We start from the raw sequence: 18,533 nt of genomic DNA, 5'->3' as shown, positions 1-18,533 counted from the left end.
CATGACCACGCCCACCCGCTTTCTGATCACCTCCGACGAACCGCCTTTTGCCTTGCCCGAAGCCGTCACCCAGGAAGACGACGGCATCGGCCAGCGAGTCGCCAGCAACCTCCAGCGCCTGCGCGCCAAGCGCCAGCTGTCCCTCGACGCCCTGGCCCGGGCCAGCGGCGTCAGCCGGGCGATGCTGGCTCAGGTCGAATCCGGGCGCAGCGTGCCGTCGATCCGTGTGCTGTGCAAGATCGCCCGGGGCTTGAAAGTGTCGGTGGCGGCGTTTCTGGATCAACGCGAATGCGCCGGGGTCACGGTGCTGCCGGCGCGCGACAGCAAGCGTCTGGTCAGTGCTACGGGGGCTTTCGTCAGTCGAGCGCTGTTTCCGGTGGACGTACCGCAACAGTCCGAATTCTATGAATTGCGCATCAGCCCGTTGGGCGAGGAGCACTCCGCCGGACACGGCCCGGGGGTGCGGGAGAACCTGGTGGTGGCCCAGGGTGCGCTGGAAATCAGCGTCAACGACGAGCGTTTCCTGCTGTCGACGGGCGATTCCATCGTCTTCTACGCCGACCAGCCCCACCGCTATCGCAATCCGGTGGACAGCGAAGCGGTGGCCTACCTGGTGGTGACCCATCCCGAGAGCCGGGACTGAGTCACCCGCCCATCAGCAGGTGCAGCACATCATCGGCATGCCGTTGCAGCTCATCATCATCGGCATGCTGCAGTCGTTCATCATCTTCATCATCAGCATGCAGCAGCTGTTCATCATCTCCATGCTCATGCCGGCCATCGGCATCATCTTGCAGGTCATGCCGTCGGCCATGACGGTGCACTCCATCATGCATTTCATCATCGGCATCATCATGCCGTTCATGGGCATCATCGGCATGGTCATCTGATTGCAGCCCATGAGCATCAGGTTGCCGCACTGCATCATCATCGGCATGCCGCAGTTCATCATCATCTGCATCATTTCCGCGCTGTTGCGGAACATCGCCATGTCCATGCCGGCGGCAGGCTTCATGGTGCACATCATGCCGTCGTCGACCATCTTGCAGGTCATCGTGGCCATCATCATCGGCATGCCGGTCATTGGCATCATCGGCATGGTGGCGTTCATCATCGGCATCTGCATTGCGTTCATCATGGTGAAGTCCTTGTTCAAAGTGACGAGAGGAGATGGATGCAGATTCTAGGGATCGGCCACGAGGCGGCAAGATGGCGGAAAAACAGCGGCTGGCGGTGCGACGACGGGCAAACAGGACGCTTTGGCAACTCCATCCAATGCAATAATGACGATCCGTATAACATTGCAGCCATAACTGGCATCCAGACTGGAAAAACGACGCAATGGATATCGCCAGATGATCCATGCTCATAACCGCCATGCATATTCGGTCTAAGCCGCCGTGAAATAATCGCCGGTGGCGGCTCTTCACCCGCTGGCGGATCACGGCTAACCTTGGCGACCGGTCTTTTGGAATCCCCTGTCACGATGGAAATCTCTGCCCCTCAACCTGCGGCCAACGGCAAGGACAACGCCGGCGGACGCGTCCAGGTCATCGACCGCTCGATCGTCCTCCTGCGTGCCCTCGCCAACCTCAAGCACGGCGCCAGCGCCCTGGACCTGGCACGGCAGACCGGCATCGAACGCTCCACCATCCACCGACTGCTCAAGACCCTCACCTACTGGGGCCTGATCGAATCCCGCGGGGCCACCTACCATATCGGCCCGGAAAGCCTGATCTATTCCGCCGCCTACCTGAACCGCCTGAACCTGCGCCGCCTGGCCCTGCCCTATGCCATCGAATTGCAGCGGGTGATCGGCGAACGGCCGGCGATCGTCTCGCTGTCGGTGCCGGTGGGGGACCAGGTGGTGCTGATCGAGCGCATGTGGACGCCAGCCACGCCGTTGAATGTGATCGTGGACCTGGCGGATCAGTTTCCGATCGAGGGCAGCCCCAGCGGCCGGGCGGTACTGGCGACCTACAGCGAAGCGATGGCGCTTGGAGTGCTCGGGGAAGAGCGCTATGCCAAGGCGCTGCCGGGGTTGCAGTTGATCCACAGCCAGCAGGACTTCGCCTTCGGGCATGGCGAGTTCAAGCCGGGGCTGTCGTCGGTGGCGTTTCCGATCCGCCTCGCGGGCGGGCAGGCGCTGGGAGCGGTGGTGGTGGCCGGGCTGGATATGGAGGAAGAGACCCATCCCGGGTCGGCGCTGGCAGCGCATGTGCGGCGGGCTTGTGAGGGGATTGCGGCGCAGTTGGGGAATCTCTAGCCCTGCCTTGTTTATTAGGAGCACATCGAATGAACAGCGATCATAAAACCCGTGAGGCTTTGGTAGATGTAGATACTGGTCAGGTCGTTGACCACCGCCTCGTTCAGGACTGGGCAAATAGTCTCAGCACTTGCTGCCCCAAACCTGTTCCTCATTTCGAAACCAGCGAAAACGCAGCAAGCCGGGGTGATCAACCCGTTTAGTTTCGCGTCGTTGCCAATGGCCTCATCGCTGGCAAGCCAGCTCCCACAGGAATCGCATGCACCGCGGACCCTGTGGGAGCTGGCTTGCCAGCGATGGGGCCCGAAAGATCAACGCATGTCAGCCCCCAGCACCGCCAACAACCGGTTGCGCTGCACCTTCCCATAATGCGAACGCGGCAGCTCCTCAATGAAGTGCACCTGCCTCGGCACCTTGTAGCGCGATAGCAAACCGCGACAGTGCTCCAGAAGCTCCTCCACCGTCACCACGGCGCCAGGCTCCAGGACCAGGGCCGCACACACCTGCTCCCCCCATTCCAGGTCCGCCCTGCCAAACACATGGGCCTCGCGCACCGCGGCATGGCCGAGCAACGCCTGCTCCACCTCGCCCGGCTGCACCGATTTGCCGCCGCTGCGGATGATGTCCTTGCAGCGCCCGAGCACTTCCAGCAGCCCGTCAGGGCGGATTCGTCCCAGGTCGCCGCTGCGCAACCAGCCGTCCACCAGCACCTCACCGGTAAGACCCGGCTGCTGCCAGTAGCCCGCCATCAACTGCGGCCCGGCCAGCAGGATTTCGCCGATACCGCGCTCATCCACCCGGTCGATCCTGACCGCCGCCGAGAACAGCGAACGCCCGACCACGCCTTCGGCGCTTTCGCCGGACGCACGCAGCGCAACCATTTGCGCCGCCGACAGGTAGCAGCTCCAGGGGCTTCGGTCATGCCGTAGAGCACCGCGATGCGCCCGGCGAACACGCTGAACGATCCCTCCAGTACCTCGCCGGTCAAGGCCGCCGCGCCAATGTCCAGGCTCTTGAAGCAAGGCAGTTCCGCCGGCGCATTGCCGCTCTCGCGCAACAACCGCAGCAACTGGGTCGGCACCAGCGAACTGAACGCCACCCGATACTCGCGCAGCGAATCCAGGAACTGCTTGCTGTCGAAGCGACCACCCAGCACCACCTCGCCACCCGCAAGCAGATGCGCCAGTACCGCCACCGCCGCGATCGGCCACAGCGGCCGCACATTCAGCAGGACATCCCCGGGCAGCGCACCACGGCCCATGACCACGTTCTGCAACACCGCGCAGAGGCTGGCATGCCGGTGCATCACCGCCTTGGGCAGGCCGGTGGTGCCGCCGGTGTAGTTGAGCGAGGCCAGGGACTGTGCCGGCTGGGCGGCGCGAACAGGCAAGGGTGATGCGCAACCGACCGTCAGCGAAGCCAGGTGCCGACACTCGACGCCCTCCCCGCGCAACGCCTCGGCCACCCCCGAATACGCCGAGGAAAACAGCAGCAACGCAGCCCCGGCATCGCGCAACTGGGCCAGCAATTCGCCCTGGGACAAGGCCGGGTCCAGCGGCACCCGCACGCGCCCGTTAGCCATGCAGCCATAATCGGCGATCAGGTAATCGACACTGGCATCGGCCAGCAGCGCCACCCGCGCCCCTGGCTCGATACCCAGGTCGTCCAGGGCCAGGCCGAACGCCGTCAGTGCCTGGTCCAGTTGCGCGAAGGACAGGCGCCGCCCGGTAGCCGGCTCGTGCAGCGCCGACGCCTCCGGCCATTTGCCTGCGGCCTGGCCCAGCAGGGTACTGATATCCATGCTTACCACCCGCTCAGGACGATGCGTCCATTGACCAGCCGCGATTCCAGCAGCGCATGGGCTTCACCCGCCTGCGGGAAGGGCATGACCCGGTCAATCAATGGCCGTACCTGCCCGCCATGGATCAGCGCCAATGCCGTGCGCAACTGCTCCAGGGGCGCACTGCCCGAGCCTTGCAGCTTCAACCTGCGCCCGATCAGCAGCCCGGGATTCACCGGTACGCTGCCCGGCTCGACATTGCCCAGCACCACCACGCGACCGCCCAGGGTCATGCTGCGCAGGGTGTCTTCCAGCGTGTGCCCGAGGTTTTCCATGGCTACATCGACGCCGCGCTTGCCGGTCAGCTTCCACACCTCGGCGCTATAGCCGCCGGCAGAAACCACCACCTCATGGGCCCCCAGCTGGTGCAGGAACTCACGCTTGGCCTCGCTCCCGGTCACCGCGATCACCCGCGCCCCCAGGGCCCGGGCCAACTGGATCTGATGCGCCCCCAGACCGCCACTGGCGCCATTGATCAGCACCGTCTCGCCGGGCTGTAATCCGGCTTCCCCATACAGCGCGCGAACGCTGGTAGCGATCGGGCAGGACGCCAGCGCGGCGAGCGCGTAGTCCAGCCCTTCGGGCAATTCGACCGCGGAAATCGCCGGGATCCGCAGGTATTCGGCGTAGGCGCCCTCGGTATCCACCGACGGCAGGCCCAGGGCGCGGCACAGGTCCTGACGCCCGCGCAGGCAGTCGCGGCATTGCCCACAGAAACGTCGTTGATAGACCACCACCCGCGAGCCGACCTTGAGCTGCAATACGCCGGCGCCGACCTCGACCACCTCCCCGGCCACTTCATGCCCCAGCACCACCCCGGTATGGGCCCCCGGCAGTTGCCCGGCGCGGTGCAGCAGATCGTGATGGCAGACTCCGGCAGCGTGCACCCGCACCAGCACTTCTCCCGGCCCGGCCTGTGGCGTCGGAACCTCTTCGAGTTGCAACTGTTCCGGCCCGCCGAAGGCCTTAAGTACTATCGCTTTCATTTTTTATAACCATTTGAGAGGAATACAAAACATGTTCGTATAACAAACATGTTGTTTGCATTATGAACATACATTAAGTTTTCCCCACTTCGACGCGATGCCGCAAGAGGCAAAACGTCTTTCTTTCACCCGCAGCGAAAATCGTAATGACAGTCGACTACCAACCCCTTGGCGATGGCGTGGTGCAGATCACCCTGAACCGCCCCGAGCGTCTGAATGCCCTGGATGGCCAGGCCAAGCGCGAACTGGCCGAGGCCTGGGCACGTGCCGCCGCAGACCAACAGGCGCGGGCCATCGTGCTGCGCGGCGCCGGCGACAAGGCCTTCTGCGCCGGCTCCGACCTCAAGGAAATCCAGGCCACCGGCGAAGCCGTGGCCAGCGCCCTGCTTGCCCGCGCCCTGCCCGATGTCGGCCTGGACCTGAACAAACCGGTAGTTGCCGCCTTGCACGGCCACACCCTGGGCCTGGGCATCAGCCTGGCGATCCACTGCGATTTCCGCATCGCCCGCCCGGACACCCGTTTCAGCTTCCCGGAAGTGCGCCACGGCATGCTTTCCGGCTTCAGCGCGATCACCCTGCCCAGCCTGATCGGCGAGGCGGCGGCCCTGGACATCATGCTCAGTGCCCGCAGCTTCGATGCCGAAGAGGCCCTGGCCCTGGGCCTGATCAACCGTATTGCGCAGGACCCGCACGCCGCCGCCATCGAACTGGCGACACAACTGGCCGGACATTCGGCCAAGGCCATGGAATGGAGCAAGACCCTGCTGCTGGCCGACCGCAAGCGTCGCCTGCAACAACACATGGCGCTGGTCGACCAGGCCCGACAGGACGTCATGCTGTACCGATAACCAAAAGCCCAACACTTAAAAGCCTCGCCAGTACTGTCAGGAACACCCACCACCAGGAATGGACAGCGGCCCCCGATCCCGGAGCCTCACCATGTCTCGCCCCATTCTTTTCCAGCCAAGGCTCAACCTGCTGACCGCAGGCATCCTCGGCTTGTGCGTCGCGCCCCTGGCCAGCGCCGCCGATACCAGCAGCACCGACACCGCCCTGCAGACGGTAGTGGTCACCGGTGCCCGCGACAGCGGTCGCACCGTGGCCAAGAGCCTGGCGCCGATCGATGTGATCAGCGCCGACGACCTGGCCCGGTCCGGCAAGCAGAACCTGCGCGACGCCCTCGCCGCCAGCGTGCCGTCCTATACCAATGCCGCAGGTTTTACCGGCGGTACCGGGCTGTCGGTGAAGTCCGCGACCCTGCGTGGCCTGGGTGGTAACCATGTGCTGGTGCTGGTCAACGGCAAGCGCCGGCACAACACGTCGCTGATCTTCGTGCAGACCGCCGCCAGTTCCAGCGGCCAGTCGCCGGCCGACCTCGACCTGATCCCGATCAGCGCCGTGGACCATGTGGAAGTGCTGCGCGACGGCGCCGCCGCGCAATACGGTTCGGACGCCATCGCCGGGGTGATCAACATCATCCTCAAGGACAACAAGTCCGGCGGCAGCGCCAGTGCGTTGTATGGCCAGTACGAGAACCGCATCGGTGGCAAGGGCAACTTCGGTGCCCGTGGCCAGGGCCAGATCAACCAGGGCTTCGAGCTGCCCAACGACGGTTTCTTCAGCCTCAGCGCCGATATCGGCATCCAGGAAAGCTCTAACGTCGCCGGCGCCGTGCCGGAGCGCACGCGCATCTATTTCCCGGTCAATGGTGCCGCCGACCCGCGCGAAAACGGCGAAAGCCGCTACCGCCAGCAACTCGGCCAGCCGCGCTCGCAAACCTACAACTTCGGCTACAACGCCGAGTTGCCGCTGAACGACCAGGTCAGCCTGTATTCCTTCTCTACCCTCAGCCACCGCAACTCCACCAGTTGGGGCACCTACCGCACCGCCAACTCGCCGCAGAACATCGTCTCGGTGTACCCGGACGGCTTCTCGCCGCGCTTCGTGGTGGAAGAGGACGACTTCCAGACCGTGATCGGCCTGCGCAACGAGAACGTGCTGGGCTGGAAGCTGGACCTGAGCACCAGCTACGGCTACAACGACGCCAACACCCGCAACGAGAAGTCGCTGAACCCGTCCCTCGGCCCGGACAGCCCGCGCAACATGGACGGCGGACACCTGATCGCCAGCCAGTGGACCAACAACCTCGACCTGACCCGCGCCTTCGACACCGGGCTGTTCGCCAAGCCGCTGAACGTCTCCACCGGCCTGGAGTTCCGCCGTGACGGGTTCGAGATCGAGGACGGCGAATATGCCTCCTACGCCGATGGCGGCTACGTGTTCCCGGCCGGCCACCCGCTCGCCGGCCAGCGCCCGAACCCTGGCGCACCAGGCCTGGTCGGCTTCACCCCGGCCGATGCGCACAACTATTCGCGGACCAACACCGCCGGCTACATCGACCTGAGCCAGAGCCTCACCGAGCAGTGGGACGTCAGCCTGGCCGGGCGCTTCGAGCACTACAGCGACTTCGGCGACACCGCCAGCGGCAAGTTCTCCACGCGCTATGCCTTCACCCCGCAGTTCGCCGTGCGCGGCACCATCAGCAACGGCTTCCGTGCGCCGTCTCTGCAACAGCAGTACTACTCGTCATCGCTGACCGCCTGGCGCACCAGCCCGCTGACCGGGGTACTGGAACAGGCCACCACCCGCTACGTAACCGTGGACGACGCGGCCGGCCGCGCCCTGGGTGCCAAGGACCTGAAGCCGGAAAAATCCATGAACTACAGCCTCGGCTTCGTCGCCACGCCGACCGAGAACCTGGATATCACCGTCGACCTGTACCAGATCGATATCAAGGACCGCATCCTGCAGACCAGCAACCTGCAAGGCACCGCCGTGTCCAACATCCTCGCCGCCAATGGCCTGGACCCGAACCAGATCGTCTCCTATTTCGGCAACCTGGCCGACACCCGCACCCGCGGCATCGACCTGGTCGCCGACTACCGCTACGACCTCGGCGAATACGGCAAGACCAAGTGGACCCTGCTGAGCAACCAGAGCCTGCAGACCATCGAGAAGATCAAGGAACCCGATGCCCTTGCCGGCACCGGCGTGACCGCCGTCGGCCGCGACCGCCAGGGCAACCTGACCACTGCCTATCCGAAGAACGTCACCTCGCTGACCGCCGCCTGGCAACTGGGCGACTTCGACGTCACCCTCAAGGGCACGCGCTATTCCAAGGTCACCGGGCGCAACCAGATCTCCGCCAGCCGCGACGAGGAAATCCGTCCGGCGTTCATCACCGACCTGAGCCTGGGTTACTGGCTGAGCGACTCGGTCAAGGTGACCGTCGGCGGGGAAAACATCTTCGACCGCCGGCCACAGCAATTGAACGCCGAAGCCAAGCGCTTCTACTTCTTCCCCACCGACGACCCGACCTACAGCTGGTACTCGCCGTACGGCCTGGAAGGCGCGTACTTCTTCGGCAAAGTCGACGTGAGCTGGTAACCCGCGATGAACAGCCTGTCTGCAACCACCGACGCCGCGCCTGCGGCGTCGGCACCGAGCTTCGACCAGCGCCTGTACCGCAAGCTGGCCTGGCGCATCATGCCGTTCCTGTTCCTGTGCTTCGTGCTCAACTGGCTGGACCGGGTCAACATCAGCTTCGCTCACCTGCAGTTCAAGGCCGACCTGAACATCAGCGACGCCACCTTCGGCATCATCGTCGGGGTGTTTTCCATCGGCTACCTGCTGTTCGAGATCCCCAGCAACCTGTTGCTGGAGAAGTTCGGGGCGAAGAAGACCATGACCCGGATCATGATCCTCTGGGGCCTGGTCACCATCGCCACCGCCTTCGCCCAGACACCGGCGCAGTTCTATGTGCTGCGGGTGCTGCTGGGGGCGGCCGAGGCCGGGTTCTTCCCAGGGGTGATCCTGTACCTGACCTACTGGTTCCCGGCGGCCTACCGGGCGCGGATCACCTCGCGCTTCATCATGGCCATCGCCGTCTGCGGCATCGTCGGTGGCCCCTTGTCCACCTGGATCATGAGCCACTTCGGCGGGGTCGGCGGGTTCAGTGGCTGGCAATGGCTGTTCGTGGTCACCGGCATCCCGCCGGTGCTGGCCGGCCTGTTCGCCTGGTATTGGCTGGACGACAAGCCGGCCAAGGCCAAATGGCTGAGCGACGTCGAGAAGCAGACCATCGAGCAGGCCCTGGCGGACGAGAAGAGCAAACGCAAGCCTGGCGGCCACCAGCGGTTCGTCGAGGCGCTGAAGGACCGCAAGGTGTGGTTCATCACCCTGGCCTATTGCCTGACCATCATGTGTACCGGCAACGTTACCAATATCTGGGCGCCGTCGATCATCCGCGATTCCGGGGTGAGCAACCTGGGCCAGCTCGGCCTGTTCTCGGCCCTGCCCTATGTGGTCGGGGTTGGCGTGATGCTCTGGGCCTGCCGCCATTCCGACCTGCACCAGGAACGCCGCTGGCATTTCGCCCTGGGCGGCCTCACCGCCGCGCTGGCCATGACCCTGCTGCCGAACCTGATCGCCGGGCCCTGGTCGGCCATCGCCCTGCTGACCCTGATGACCAGCGGTTACCTGGTGGCCACGGCGGTGTTCTGGACCATTCCCACCTATTACCTCTCCGACCGCGCCCGGGCCGCCGGCCTGGCGCTGGTCAACTGCTGCGGGCAGATCAGCAGCCTGCTGACGCCGATCATGATCGGCAGCATCAAGACCAACACGGGCGATATCAGCCTGGCGCTGTACATCGTCGCGGGGCTTGTCACCTGCGGCGCCCTGATCCTTTTGCTCGGCGTTCCGCGCCAGGCCTTGCGCGATGCATCCTGATCCCTTTTTCGAGACATGCCCATGACCGATTACCTGGCACTGGCCAATGAACTGGCCACCCATATCCAACCTGGCGCCGCCGAGCGCGATGCGCGGCGCATCCTGCCCCATGAGCAACTGGAGCTGATCCGTCAATCCGGCCTCGGAGCCGCCCGTGTTCCCGTAGAACTGGGCGGTGGCGATGTCAGCCAGCTCGACGTGGCACGGATCTTCATCACCCTGGCCAAGGCCGACCCGAGCGTGGCCCAGGCGTTGTTTCCGCATTTCGCCACGGTGGAACATCTGCGCCTGATCGCCGACGCAGATCAGCAGCGCCGCTACCTGGGCGCTTTCGCCGAACGCCGGTTGTCCTCCGGCGCGATTGCCGAGCGCAGCGGCAAGTTCCGCGGCGAAATCCACACGCGCCTGGAGCGCGATGGCGAGCGCCTGGTGCTCAACGGCAGCAAGTTCTACAGCACCGGCTGCCTGTTCGCCGACCTGCTGAAGATCCAGGCGGTGGACGAAGCCGGTGACGCGGTGTACGTCATGCTCCCGGCCGATACCCGGGCATCACCCTGCTCGACGACTGGGACGGCATGGGCCAGCGGGTCACCGCCAGCGGCACCACCCTGCTCAAGGATGTGCCGGTGCTGCCCGAGCAGGTCATTCCCCTGGCCACGTGGTACCAGCGGCGCAACTATATCGGCGCCAGCGCCCAGCTGATCCACTGCGCCATCGATATCGGCATCGGCCTGGCGGCACTGGACGATGCGGTGGAATGGTCACGCACGGGGCGCGCCCGGTGCGCGAAAGCGGCGTCGACCAGGCGCGCAACGACCCGTACATCCTGCATACCGTGGGCGATCTTTCCGCCGCGATCCATGGCGCCGAGGCGCTGGTGGAAAAGGCCGCGCTGGCTGTCGATCTGGCCGCTCGTACCCAGTTGCAGGGCTTGCTGGAAGGTGAGGATCTGGACGCCCTGCTCGCCCGGTCCTCCATCGCCGTGGCCGAAGCCAAGATCGCCTCGACCCGCGCCGCCCTGCATGTCTGCGAGCGGCTCTACGAGGTCGGCGGCGCCGCCACCACGCAGTCGCGCTACAACTTCGACCGCCACTGGCGCAACGCCCGTACCCACACCACCCACGACGCGGTGGCCTACAAGTACAAGGCCATCGGCGACTACCTGGTGAACGGCAACTATCCGCCGATCGCCTTTACCTACTGAGGAGCCGGAATGCTGCCGTTTCGTCTTGCAGGGTTCGCATTGCTACTGGTGTCAGGGGCCGTTGCCGCCGAGGATTGGGGCGACCTGGATGCACGGATCGCCAAGGCCTTGCCCGGGGTGATCGAGCTCCGCCACCAGATCCATCAGCACCCTGAACTGGGCAACCGCGAAGTGCAGACCGCCGAGCGTATCGCCCGGCGCCTGCGCGAACTGGGGCTGGAGGTGCAGACCGGGGTCGCCCATACCGGTGTGGTCGGTATCCTGCGCGGCGGCAAGCCGGGGCCGGTGGTGGCGATCCGCGCCGAACTGGATGCCCTGCCGCTGACCGAGCAGACCGGCTTGCCCTACGCCTCCAGCGTGCGGGCCAAGGACGAAGGTGGCGATTTCCGCACCCGGGGCAAGGAGGTCGGGGTGATGCATGCCTGCGGGCATGACGCCCATATGGCCATGGCCCTGGGCGTGGCCGAGGTGCTCGCTGCGCGGCGCGACGAATTGCCGGGCACCTTGAAGCTGATCTTCCAGCCTGCCGAGGAAGGTCCGCCACTGGGCGAATCCGGTGGGGCGAAGCAGATGATCGAAGAAGGCGTGCTGCAAAACCCGGCGCCGGCAGTGATTTTCGGGATCCATGTCACTGCTGGCGCCTCCGGTGGTTTCACCCTGAGTCGCACCCGCACCACGGCGGCGGCGGACACCTTCGTCGCCCGGATCAAGGGCCGCCAGACCCATGCCGCCTTCCCCTGGACCGGCATCGACCCGGTGCCGGTGGCGGCGCAGACGATCCTCGCCTGGCAGACCATCCCCAGTCGCCAGTCGAACCTCAGCGTGTTGCCGGCGCCGGTGATTTCCGTGGGCCGGATCGAAGCCGGCGACCGGCATAACATCATTCCTGCCGAAGTGCGCCTGGAAGGCTCGGTCAGGACGGTCAGCGACGAGCAGCGCGAGGATGTGCTGCAGCGCATGCGCCGCACGGCGGAAAAGATCGCCGAGGCCTCGGGGGCCAGTGCCGAGGTGGACTACCTGCCCGGCAACTACCGCGCCGGCTACAACGACACGGCGCTGGTGGACCGGCTGTTGCCAGTGCTGGAAAGCGTCTCGACAGTGCCGGTCAAGGTGGATAGCGGCACCTACGGCGCAGACGATTTCGCCGAATATGCGCGGCAGATCCCCGGGATCTTCATGCGCATGGGGGTAACGCCGAAGGCATTGGCAGACAAGCCGGTATGGCCGACCCATTCGCCGGGGTTCCAGGTGGATGACGGGGCGTTGGCGGTAGGGATCCGGGCGTTGGCCAGGATGACCCTGAGTTATATGCAGGAGCATTGATGGTGTGCTTGAGGGCCTCATCGCTGGCAAGCCAGCTCCCACAGGGTCCGTGTGGTAGCTGACTTGCCAGCGATGAGGCCCTCAAGGTCTAGACTCAACCAGCCACCCTACCCAGGAGCTGCCGTGATGACCCCGAAAAGCATCATCTCCCACAGTGTCCGGATCGAAGCGGCGCTGAAGGATTAGGCAAGAACCCGGTCGGATCGGGTTACCGGCTGCGCCCGGCGACCACTGAAGATGCAATCGTCACTTACCCTACCGAGGAGTTGCGCATGCAAGTCATCGCCTATGGCGCCCATTCCGGCCACCAGCCGCTGGAGCCGCTGACCATCACCCGCCGCGACGTCGGCGCCCACGACGTGCGTATCGAAATCGCCTACTGCGGCATCTGCCACTCCGACCTGCACCAGGTGCGCTCGGAGTGGGACGGCACCCGCTACCCCTGCGTGCCCGGCCATGAAATCGTCGGCCGGGTCGCCGCCGTCGGGGGCATGTCAGCGGTTTCAAGGTCGGCGACCTGGTGGGCGTCGGCTGTATCGTCGACAGCTGCAAGCAGTGCGCCGACTGCGACGAGGGGCTGGAGAACTACTGCGACGGGATGATCGGCACTTACAACTTCCCGACCCGGATGCCCCGGGCTGGACCCTGGGCGGCTACTCCGAGCAGATCGTCGTGCATGAGCGCTATGTTTTGCGCATTCGCCATCCTGAAGCGCAACTGGCTGCGGTTGCCCCGCTGCTCTGCGCCGGGATCACCACCTACTCGCCGCTGCGCACCTGGGGTGCCGGGCCGGGCAAGAAGGTAGGTGTGGTCGGCATCGGCGGCCTGGGGCACATGGGCATCAAGCTGGCCCATGCCATGGGCGCCCATGTGGTGGCCTTCACCACCTCGGAATCCAAGCGCGAGGCGGCGCTGGAGCTGGGCGCGGACGAAGTGGTGGTGTCGCGCAACCGGGCGGAAATGGCGGCGCACAGCAAATCCTTCGACCTGATCCTCAACACCGTTGCCGCGCCGCACGACCTGGATGCCTTCCTGGTCCTGCTCAAGCGCGACGGTACCCTGACCCTGGTCGGCGCCCCGGCCACCAACCACCCGTCACCGAACGTGTTCAACCTGATCTTCAAGCGCCGCAGCATCGCCGGCTCGATGATCGGCGGGATCCCGGAAACCCAGGAAATGCTCGACTTCTGCGCCGAGCATGGGATTGTCTCGGATATCGAGCTGATTCGGGCGGAGCAGATCAACGAAAGCTACGAGCGGATGCTCAAGGGAGATGTGAAGTACCGGTTCGTGATCGATAACGGAACGCTGGCTGGCTGAGCTTTGTAGTGTTCTTTCTGGCCCCATCGCTGGCAAGCCAGCTCCCACAGGGTTATGCGGTGCCTGTGGGAGCTGGCTTGCCAGCGATGAGGCTCGAATGAACAACACAAACCTGGAAGAGTCCCAACACCATCACCCACACGACAAAGGTGCTGGTCATGTCCCCCATCACAGGCGGCTGCCTCTGCGGCCAGGTCCGTTTCGAAGCCCGCGGCGAGCCTTATCGCGTTGGGCTGTGCCATTGCCTCGACTGTCGCAAGCACCACGGTGCCTTGCTCAATGCCTCGGCGATCTACCCCGAAACCGCCGTCAGCGTCACGGGCCAGACCGGCACCTATCAGAATCGCCATTTCTGCCCCAGGTGCGGTTCCCCGGTGTTTTCCCGCAGCGGCGATGAAGTCGAGCTGAATATCGGCTCGCTGGATGCACCCAGCCAGTTCAAACCGACCTACGAGCTCTGGGTGATACGTCGGGAAAACTGGCTCCCGGAATTTCCCGGCATCAAGCATTTCGAACGTGACCGCACTGGCACCAGTCGCAACGAGGACTAGGCTTTTTGCTTGCTGCGCAACCGCTCCAACACCTGCTGCGCATTCTCCGAGCAGGCCTGGCCCTGCGGCCGGCTTTCGATGCCCTCGATCGCTACCAGCAACTGTGCCTTGTTGCGCGCCAGGCGTTCCTGCAAAACCTCGATCTCCGCAACCTTGCGCCTCAGCCCGGCCAGCAGTTCCTCCTGCGGCCAGGCGCCCCCGGAGGTCGGCAGCAGGCTGCGGATCTCTTCCAGGGAAAACCCGGCGCGCTGCGCACCGGTGATGAGTTCGAGCATCCACAACGCATCCGCGTCATAGCTGCGGTAACCGTTTCCCGTACGTTCTACCGTGCTCAGCAGGCCGCTGGACTCGTAGAAACGGATCCTCGACGCCGATAACCCGCTGCGTTTCGCCAACTCGCCGATTTTCATCCACCACCCCGTAGCAAAGTGCTTGACCTTAAAGTTCACTTTAAACCTAAGGTGAGGCCACGACCAATCGTGGAGCCTCCTCTTATGAACCTGTTCACGCCCCTCACCCTGCCCAACGGCAGCGTGGTCCCCAATCGCCTGGCCAAGGCCGCCATGGAAGAGAACATGGCCGATGCCGACCATGCCCCTTCTGCCGGGCTGCTGCGCCTGTACCGGACCTGGGCCGAAGGCGGTGCCGGGCTGCTGATCAGCGGCAACGTGATGATCGATCGCCGCGCCATGACCGGCCCCGGTGGCGTGGTGCTGGAGGACGACCGTCAGCTCGAACGCTTTCGCCACTGGGCCCGTGCCGGACAGGCTGGCGGCGCGCAGTTCTGGCTGCAGCTCAACCATCCCGGGCGACAGATGCCGGCCAATCTCGGCCAGCCGGCCTGGGCACCCTCGGCCGTGCCCTTGGCGCTGGGCAATATGTCACGGCATTTCGCGCTGCCCCGGGCCATGGATCAAGCGATGATCGCCGAGGTGATCCAGCGCTTCGCCAACACTGCCCGCCTCGCCGAGCAGGCCGGTTTCAACGGCGTGCAGATCCATGCAGCGCACGGTTACCTGCTCAGCCAGTTCCTTTCGCCCCTGAGCAACCAGCGCACGGATCAATGGGGCGGTTCACTGGAGAACCGCGCACGCCTGCTGATCGAAGTGGTGAAGGCCGTACGCGCCGTGGTCGCGAAGGATTTCACCGTGGCGGTCAAGCTCAATTCCGCGGACTTCCAGCGCGGCGGCTTCAGCGCCGAGGACGCCCGCGAGGTGGTGATGCGCCTGAACGAGCTGCCCGTGGACCTGGTGGAATTGTCGGGCGGCAGCTACGAAGCACCGGCGATGCAGGGCGTAGCCCGGGATGGCCGGACCCTGGCCAGGGAAGCCTATTTCATCGACTTCGCCCGGGACCTGCAAAGTGTGGCGAACATGCCGCTGATGGTGACCGGCGGCATCCGGCGTCGCCCGGTGGCCGAACAGGTGATCACCTCCGGCGTGGCCATGGCCGGGATCGGTACGGCCCTGGCCATCGAACCCGACCTGCCGCGCCAATGGCAGCAAGGGCAGGACAACGTCCCGGCACTGCGCCCCATCGCCTGGAAGAACAAGGTGCTGGCATCGATGGGCGTCATGGCGGCCGTGAAGTTCCAGTTGCGCCGGCTGGGTCGGGGCCGCTCTCCCGATAGCACGGTATCGCCGGCCTGGGCGTTGCTGATGCAGCAAATCAGCACCCTGTGGCTGACACGCCGGTATCGCAAACACATGGCCCTGCAGCAATAGTGATCCAGGGGGTGTGCCATCGCCAAATGATTGCAATATGATGCCACCCCACCATTCTGGCCCATGCAAGGAACGCCGGTGAAACGCATCGCACGAGACTTCGTAACCCTCTTCAATTGCCTCTGGTATCGCGACTTTCCCGTGACGGAGGAACACTCCATGGCCAACCCGGCCAACTGGACGATTCATATCGGCCTGGTGGTCAGGCAATGCGCGACCCTGCTCGGGGCTCGTGCATTGTTCGAGCAAGGCGGCCGTACCGATGCGGTCATACGCTTCCCGGAACAGACCCTGTCCTACGTGGAGTGGGAGTGGAAACGCGCCCATACCGATATCAACGAGTTCGAAAAGCTGCTCGAGCGTACCGATGATGCGGTGTTCCAGACCTTCATCGGCTACACGCGGGTCAATGAGCTGGACATGGCGCTGGAGCGCATACACGGGGTATGGGAAAACGCCGACAAACCATTGCTGGTGTTTCTCGTGACCTATGAATGGCACGGGCGCAATCGCTACTTCCAGCAATTGAAGACCTATGAATTCGCCAGGGGCTGCTACAAGCACGTTCGCAGCCAGCCGGCATTGCCCTGGATGGTCAACCGCAAGACCTACAACAACGTCGGCGAGGATGCCTGACGATGAACAACGCCCAGGCGCTGACGCTTGTCGATAGGGTGTTCGCCGACATTCTCCGGGCACGCTCCGTCGCTGAATTGTCGGCCATTGTCTCCGAGCACCCCGGGCTGCATGTCAATCGACTGGACCGCAAGGACTATCCGGAACTGCGGCTATCGATCAACAGCGATGAGATCGCCACCCTGATGGCCGAAGGGCTGCTGACCGACAGCGGCGAGTTTCATCCACGGATCAGCGACAGGGCGCTGTCACCGCTGGAAAAGCTGCTGTATTCCATCGCCTGGAAGAACGGCGACCTGAGCAAGGTGACGCACATCGTCGAAGGCGTGCGTGGCGTGCATGCCGAAACCGTGCGGAAAAACGGCCCGGGCCAGGTGTTCCACCAGTTCGGTCGCCACCTCGCCGACAAGCGCGAGCCCATCATCGACCAGCATGTGCTGCGTGGTTTCCTGTTGTGGCGCGCCGATCGCAACGACGAAAAAAAGATGGACGCGATCCGCCGGATCACCTTGCTCAACAACCAGGTTTCCGGGATCAACGAGTACAAGCGCTGGCTGAAAACCGAACGCTTCGAACCGCAACTGAAAGCGTCGGCGGACTACCTGATGCATATCGACAGCACGCTGTTTGCCCTGGGCAAAACCATCAAGCAGGGCAAGACCGCCGGATGATCTGCGTTTCGGGGTGATGCAACGGGGCGCCGATCAGCGCCCCGCTCATCACTGCTGAAACACCTCGGTGCGGTGATAGTGCAGGTAGTGAGCCATTGCGCCCGGCACGAAGCGCAGCGCCCGTGGCAGCCCCAAGGCCGCCCGATCAGCCTCGCCCAGCCAATGCGACACCAGCATCTGCCCCTGCTCGTCGAAAGACAGCAGGCCACGGTAGAACAGGACGTCGAGGTTCGCCGACAACAGCAACCCGTTATCAGGATCCAGACGCTCCTTCGCCGTCGCCACCGCCCAGGGCTTGATATGCGAGGCACGCAACACCTCGGCACAGGCCAGCCCGGTCACCGCACAGGCCCCGCCCCAGGTTGCCAGCAGGTCCTGGCGGAACTTGCCGCGTCCACGACGGGCTTGAAGGTTAGCCAGTTGCTCGGTCACCGGCTCGCTGCCTTCCAGCAGCGCATCCCGGTCCGAGGCCGCCACCGGTTCGCTCGGCGCGCAGTGGATCGCGTCGATCAAGCGCGCCCAGCGCTCGCCCCGCTGCGACGCGGGAATGGCATCCATGATCCGCCCCACCAGAGCCAGGTCCAGCTCGCTGGTACCTGCGGACGCCAGTTTCTCCGCGCCAATGATCGCGCGCAGATCAAGGGTGACGGGCTCGTCGAACCACCAGAAGTACTCTTCCGGGCAGATCCAGGCAGGAATACGCTGAAGGTTCTGTTTCCAGTTGCGCAGGAAGTGGTGGCGGTCATCCTCGTGGATACGCCGGACCTTGGTCACGGCCCAGGCTTCCTCCCACAGTTCCTGCAGGGCGAGCTTATCGACGATCTGCTGGCGCTGCCCCAGCAGGCGCTCGTCGAACAGGCCGACGGCGTTACCGGCGACGCCTACCAGTTGCAGGATGCCGTTGTGCGCGGCGGTCATGAACACGAAGGTCTGGCCGGCGTTCTCCACCAGCGGCGCCGCACCAGCGCCCTCGGTATGGAAGACCCGGTAGCGCTGGTTGCCCTGGCGCAGGAGCAGGCGTGGCGAGTTGTTCCATTCTTCGTGGCCGTAGCCGTTTTCCCGGGCGAAGCCACTGGTGGCGAAGCCGCCGGACGGCGCGATGTAGTTGTTGGTGTTCCAAAACACCGGCTTTTGCAGGAATAACGCCATGGGACTCGGGATCCTTAGTACAACTCGCTTGCGCAGAGCGCTGGATATTATTTGTGGGCAAATGATAGCAAA

General features: G+C 64.5%; 18 protein-coding genes and 1 pseudogene. 13 read left to right on the top strand and 6 right to left on the bottom strand.

What is annotated here, in order from left to right; translation table 11 throughout:
* The first annotated feature begins 1 nt into the window (after position 1).
* Complete coding sequence (locus tag CSV86_RS09160) at positions 2 to 643, top strand: helix-turn-helix domain-containing protein (protein WP_009395452.1); 642 nt, start codon at positions 2 to 4, stop codon at positions 641 to 643.
* Positions 644 to 655: 12 nt separating this feature from the next.
* On the opposite strand, the gene CSV86_RS09155 is transcribed toward CSV86_RS09160, so the two are convergent.
* On the bottom strand, positions 656 to 1,138 hold the full coding sequence (locus CSV86_RS09155) for a hypothetical protein (RefSeq protein WP_080604708.1): 483 nt from the start codon (positions 1,136 to 1,138) through the stop codon (positions 656 to 658).
* Between the two features lie 348 nt (positions 1,139 to 1,486).
* Here CSV86_RS09155 and CSV86_RS09150 point away from each other — a divergent pair, with 348 nt between their 5' ends.
* Positions 1,487 to 2,266: an IclR family transcriptional regulator gene (locus tag CSV86_RS09150; protein ID WP_009395443.1), complete on the top strand. Its 780-nt coding sequence runs from the start codon at positions 1,487 to 1,489 to the stop codon at positions 2,264 to 2,266.
* 311 nt (positions 2,267 to 2,577) lie between these two features.
* Here the strand turns inward: CSV86_RS09150 and CSV86_RS32700 are convergent, their stop codons facing one another.
* The 3 genes from CSV86_RS32700 to CSV86_RS09140 are packed head-to-tail and all read right to left on the bottom strand — an operon-like array spanning position 2,578 to position 5,092.
* A complete protein-coding gene (locus CSV86_RS32700) occupies positions 2,578 to 3,063 on the bottom strand; it encodes a class I adenylate-forming enzyme family protein (protein WP_311985804.1) in 486 nt (161 codons plus the stop codon).
* On the bottom strand, positions 3,015 to 4,067 hold the full coding sequence (locus CSV86_RS09145) for a class I adenylate-forming enzyme family protein (RefSeq protein ID WP_283811560.1): 1,053 nt from the start codon (positions 4,065 to 4,067) through the stop codon (positions 3,015 to 3,017). The genes CSV86_RS32700 and CSV86_RS09145 overlap by 49 nt, the downstream gene beginning before the upstream one ends.
* 2 nt (positions 4,068 to 4,069) lie before the next feature.
* Positions 4,070 to 5,092 carry an alcohol dehydrogenase catalytic domain-containing protein gene (locus CSV86_RS09140; protein WP_009395440.1) on the bottom strand — a complete coding sequence of 341 codons (1,023 nt, stop codon included), beginning with the start codon at positions 5,090 to 5,092 and terminating at the stop codon, positions 4,070 to 4,072.
* 146 nt (positions 5,093 to 5,238) lie between these two features.
* On the opposite strand from CSV86_RS09140, the gene CSV86_RS09135 reads away from it, so the two are divergent.
* From CSV86_RS09135 to CSV86_RS09105, 8 genes and pseudogenes are all read left to right on the top strand, one after another.
* Positions 5,239 to 5,940, top strand: a complete 702-nt coding sequence (locus CSV86_RS09135; protein WP_009395439.1) for an enoyl-CoA hydratase/isomerase family protein — start codon at positions 5,239 to 5,241, stop codon at positions 5,938 to 5,940.
* Positions 5,941 to 6,031: 91 nt separating this feature from the next.
* On the top strand, positions 6,032 to 8,539 hold the full coding sequence (locus CSV86_RS09130; protein WP_009395438.1) for a TonB-dependent receptor plug domain-containing protein: 2,508 nt from the start codon (positions 6,032 to 6,034) through the stop codon (positions 8,537 to 8,539).
* Between the two features lie 6 nt (positions 8,540 to 8,545).
* Entirely contained in the window at positions 8,546 to 9,883 is a 1,338-nt protein-coding gene (locus CSV86_RS09125; protein ID WP_009395436.1) for an MFS transporter, read from the top strand.
* A gap of 21 nt (positions 9,884 to 9,904) precedes the next feature.
* Positions 9,905 to 10,585 carry an acyl-CoA dehydrogenase family protein gene (locus tag CSV86_RS31825; RefSeq protein WP_240160399.1) on the top strand — a complete coding sequence of 227 codons (681 nt, stop codon included), beginning with the start codon at positions 9,905 to 9,907 and terminating at the stop codon, positions 10,583 to 10,585.
* Positions 10,586 to 10,640: 55 nt separating this feature from the next.
* Entirely contained in the window at positions 10,641 to 11,087 is a 447-nt protein-coding gene (locus CSV86_RS31820) for an acyl-CoA dehydrogenase family protein (protein WP_240160398.1), read from the top strand.
* A 9-nt stretch (positions 11,088 to 11,096) separates the two neighbouring features.
* Positions 11,097 to 12,410, top strand: a complete 1,314-nt coding sequence (locus tag CSV86_RS09115) for an amidohydrolase (RefSeq protein ID WP_009395434.1) — start codon at positions 11,097 to 11,099, stop codon at positions 12,408 to 12,410.
* A gap of 272 nt (positions 12,411 to 12,682) precedes the next feature.
* Positions 12,683 to 13,730: pseudogene (locus tag CSV86_RS09110) on the top strand (NAD(P)-dependent alcohol dehydrogenase).
* 158 nt (positions 13,731 to 13,888) lie between these two features.
* Positions 13,889 to 14,281: a GFA family protein gene (locus CSV86_RS09105; protein WP_009395432.1), complete on the top strand. Its 393-nt coding sequence runs from the start codon at positions 13,889 to 13,891 to the stop codon at positions 14,279 to 14,281.
* On the opposite strand, the gene CSV86_RS09100 is transcribed toward CSV86_RS09105, so the two are convergent.
* Positions 14,278 to 14,691, bottom strand: a complete 414-nt coding sequence (locus tag CSV86_RS09100; protein WP_009395431.1) for a MerR family transcriptional regulator — start codon at positions 14,689 to 14,691, stop codon at positions 14,278 to 14,280. The two genes, CSV86_RS09105 and CSV86_RS09100, sit on opposite strands and share 4 nt — an antisense overlap.
* Positions 14,692 to 14,775: 84 nt before the next feature.
* Here CSV86_RS09100 and CSV86_RS09095 point away from each other — a divergent pair, with 84 nt between their 5' ends.
* From CSV86_RS09095 to CSV86_RS09085, 3 genes are all read left to right on the top strand, one after another.
* A complete protein-coding gene (locus tag CSV86_RS09095) occupies positions 14,776 to 16,005 on the top strand; it encodes an NADH:flavin oxidoreductase/NADH oxidase family protein (protein WP_009395430.1) in 1,230 nt (409 codons plus the stop codon).
* Positions 16,006 to 16,083: 78 nt separating this feature from the next.
* Positions 16,084 to 16,641, top strand: coding sequence for a hypothetical protein (locus CSV86_RS09090; RefSeq protein ID WP_170394523.1), 558 nt, complete (start codon positions 16,084 to 16,086; stop codon positions 16,639 to 16,641).
* A 2-nt stretch (positions 16,642 to 16,643) separates the two neighbouring features.
* Positions 16,644 to 17,312: a hypothetical protein gene (locus CSV86_RS09085; protein ID WP_009395428.1), complete on the top strand. Its 669-nt coding sequence runs from the start codon at positions 16,644 to 16,646 to the stop codon at positions 17,310 to 17,312.
* Positions 17,313 to 17,360: 48 nt separating this feature from the next.
* Here the strand turns inward: CSV86_RS09085 and CSV86_RS09080 are convergent, their stop codons facing one another.
* Positions 17,361 to 18,461 (bottom strand): HNH endonuclease, encoded by a 1,101-nt coding sequence (locus tag CSV86_RS09080; protein ID WP_009395427.1) that lies wholly within the window; start codon positions 18,459 to 18,461, stop codon positions 17,361 to 17,363.
* Positions 18,462 to 18,533: the final 72 nt, after the last annotated feature.

The sequence above is a fragment of the Pseudomonas bharatica CSV86 genome (assembly GCF_000319305.2).
GTDB classification, from domain to species: domain Bacteria; phylum Pseudomonadota; class Gammaproteobacteria; order Pseudomonadales; family Pseudomonadaceae; genus Aquipseudomonas; species Aquipseudomonas bharatica.
The sequence above is the reverse complement of the archived record's forward strand: the minus strand, read 5'-3'. Positions and strand labels throughout refer to the sequence as shown.

Bases quoted from the DNA above. Each gene is read 5' to 3' on its own strand.
- CSV86_RS09160 (WP_009395452.1), top strand. From the start codon at position 2: ATGACCACGCCCACCCGCTTTCTGATCACCTCCGACGAACCGCCTTTT.
- CSV86_RS09155 (WP_080604708.1), bottom strand. From the start codon at position 1,138: ATGATGAACGCAATGCAGATGCCGATGATGAACGCCACCATGCCGATG.
- CSV86_RS09150 (WP_009395443.1), top strand. From the start codon at position 1,487: ATGGAAATCTCTGCCCCTCAACCTGCGGCCAACGGCAAGGACAACGCC.
- CSV86_RS09145 (WP_283811560.1), bottom strand. From the start codon at position 4,067: ATGGATATCAGTACCCTGCTGGGCCAGGCCGCAGGCAAATGGCCGGAG.
- CSV86_RS09140 (WP_009395440.1), bottom strand. From the start codon at position 5,092: ATGAAAGCGATAGTACTTAAGGCCTTCGGCGGGCCGGAACAGTTGCAA.
- CSV86_RS09135 (WP_009395439.1), top strand. From the start codon at position 5,239: ATGACAGTCGACTACCAACCCCTTGGCGATGGCGTGGTGCAGATCACC.
- CSV86_RS09130 (WP_009395438.1), top strand. From the start codon at position 6,032: ATGTCTCGCCCCATTCTTTTCCAGCCAAGGCTCAACCTGCTGACCGCA.
- CSV86_RS09125 (WP_009395436.1), top strand. From the start codon at position 8,546: ATGAACAGCCTGTCTGCAACCACCGACGCCGCGCCTGCGGCGTCGGCA.
- CSV86_RS31825 (WP_240160399.1), top strand. From the start codon at position 9,905: ATGACCGATTACCTGGCACTGGCCAATGAACTGGCCACCCATATCCAA.
- CSV86_RS31820 (WP_240160398.1), top strand. From the start codon at position 10,641: ATGGTCACGCACGGGGCGCGCCCGGTGCGCGAAAGCGGCGTCGACCAG.
- CSV86_RS09115 (WP_009395434.1), top strand. From the start codon at position 11,097: ATGCTGCCGTTTCGTCTTGCAGGGTTCGCATTGCTACTGGTGTCAGGG.
- CSV86_RS09105 (WP_009395432.1), top strand. From the start codon at position 13,889: ATGTCCCCCATCACAGGCGGCTGCCTCTGCGGCCAGGTCCGTTTCGAA.
- CSV86_RS09100 (WP_009395431.1), bottom strand. From the start codon at position 14,691: ATGAAAATCGGCGAGTTGGCGAAACGCAGCGGGTTATCGGCGTCGAGG.
- CSV86_RS09095 (WP_009395430.1), top strand. From the start codon at position 14,776: ATGAACCTGTTCACGCCCCTCACCCTGCCCAACGGCAGCGTGGTCCCC.
- CSV86_RS09085 (WP_009395428.1), top strand. From the start codon at position 16,644: ATGAACAACGCCCAGGCGCTGACGCTTGTCGATAGGGTGTTCGCCGAC.
- CSV86_RS09080 (WP_009395427.1), bottom strand. From the start codon at position 18,461: ATGGCGTTATTCCTGCAAAAGCCGGTGTTTTGGAACACCAACAACTAC.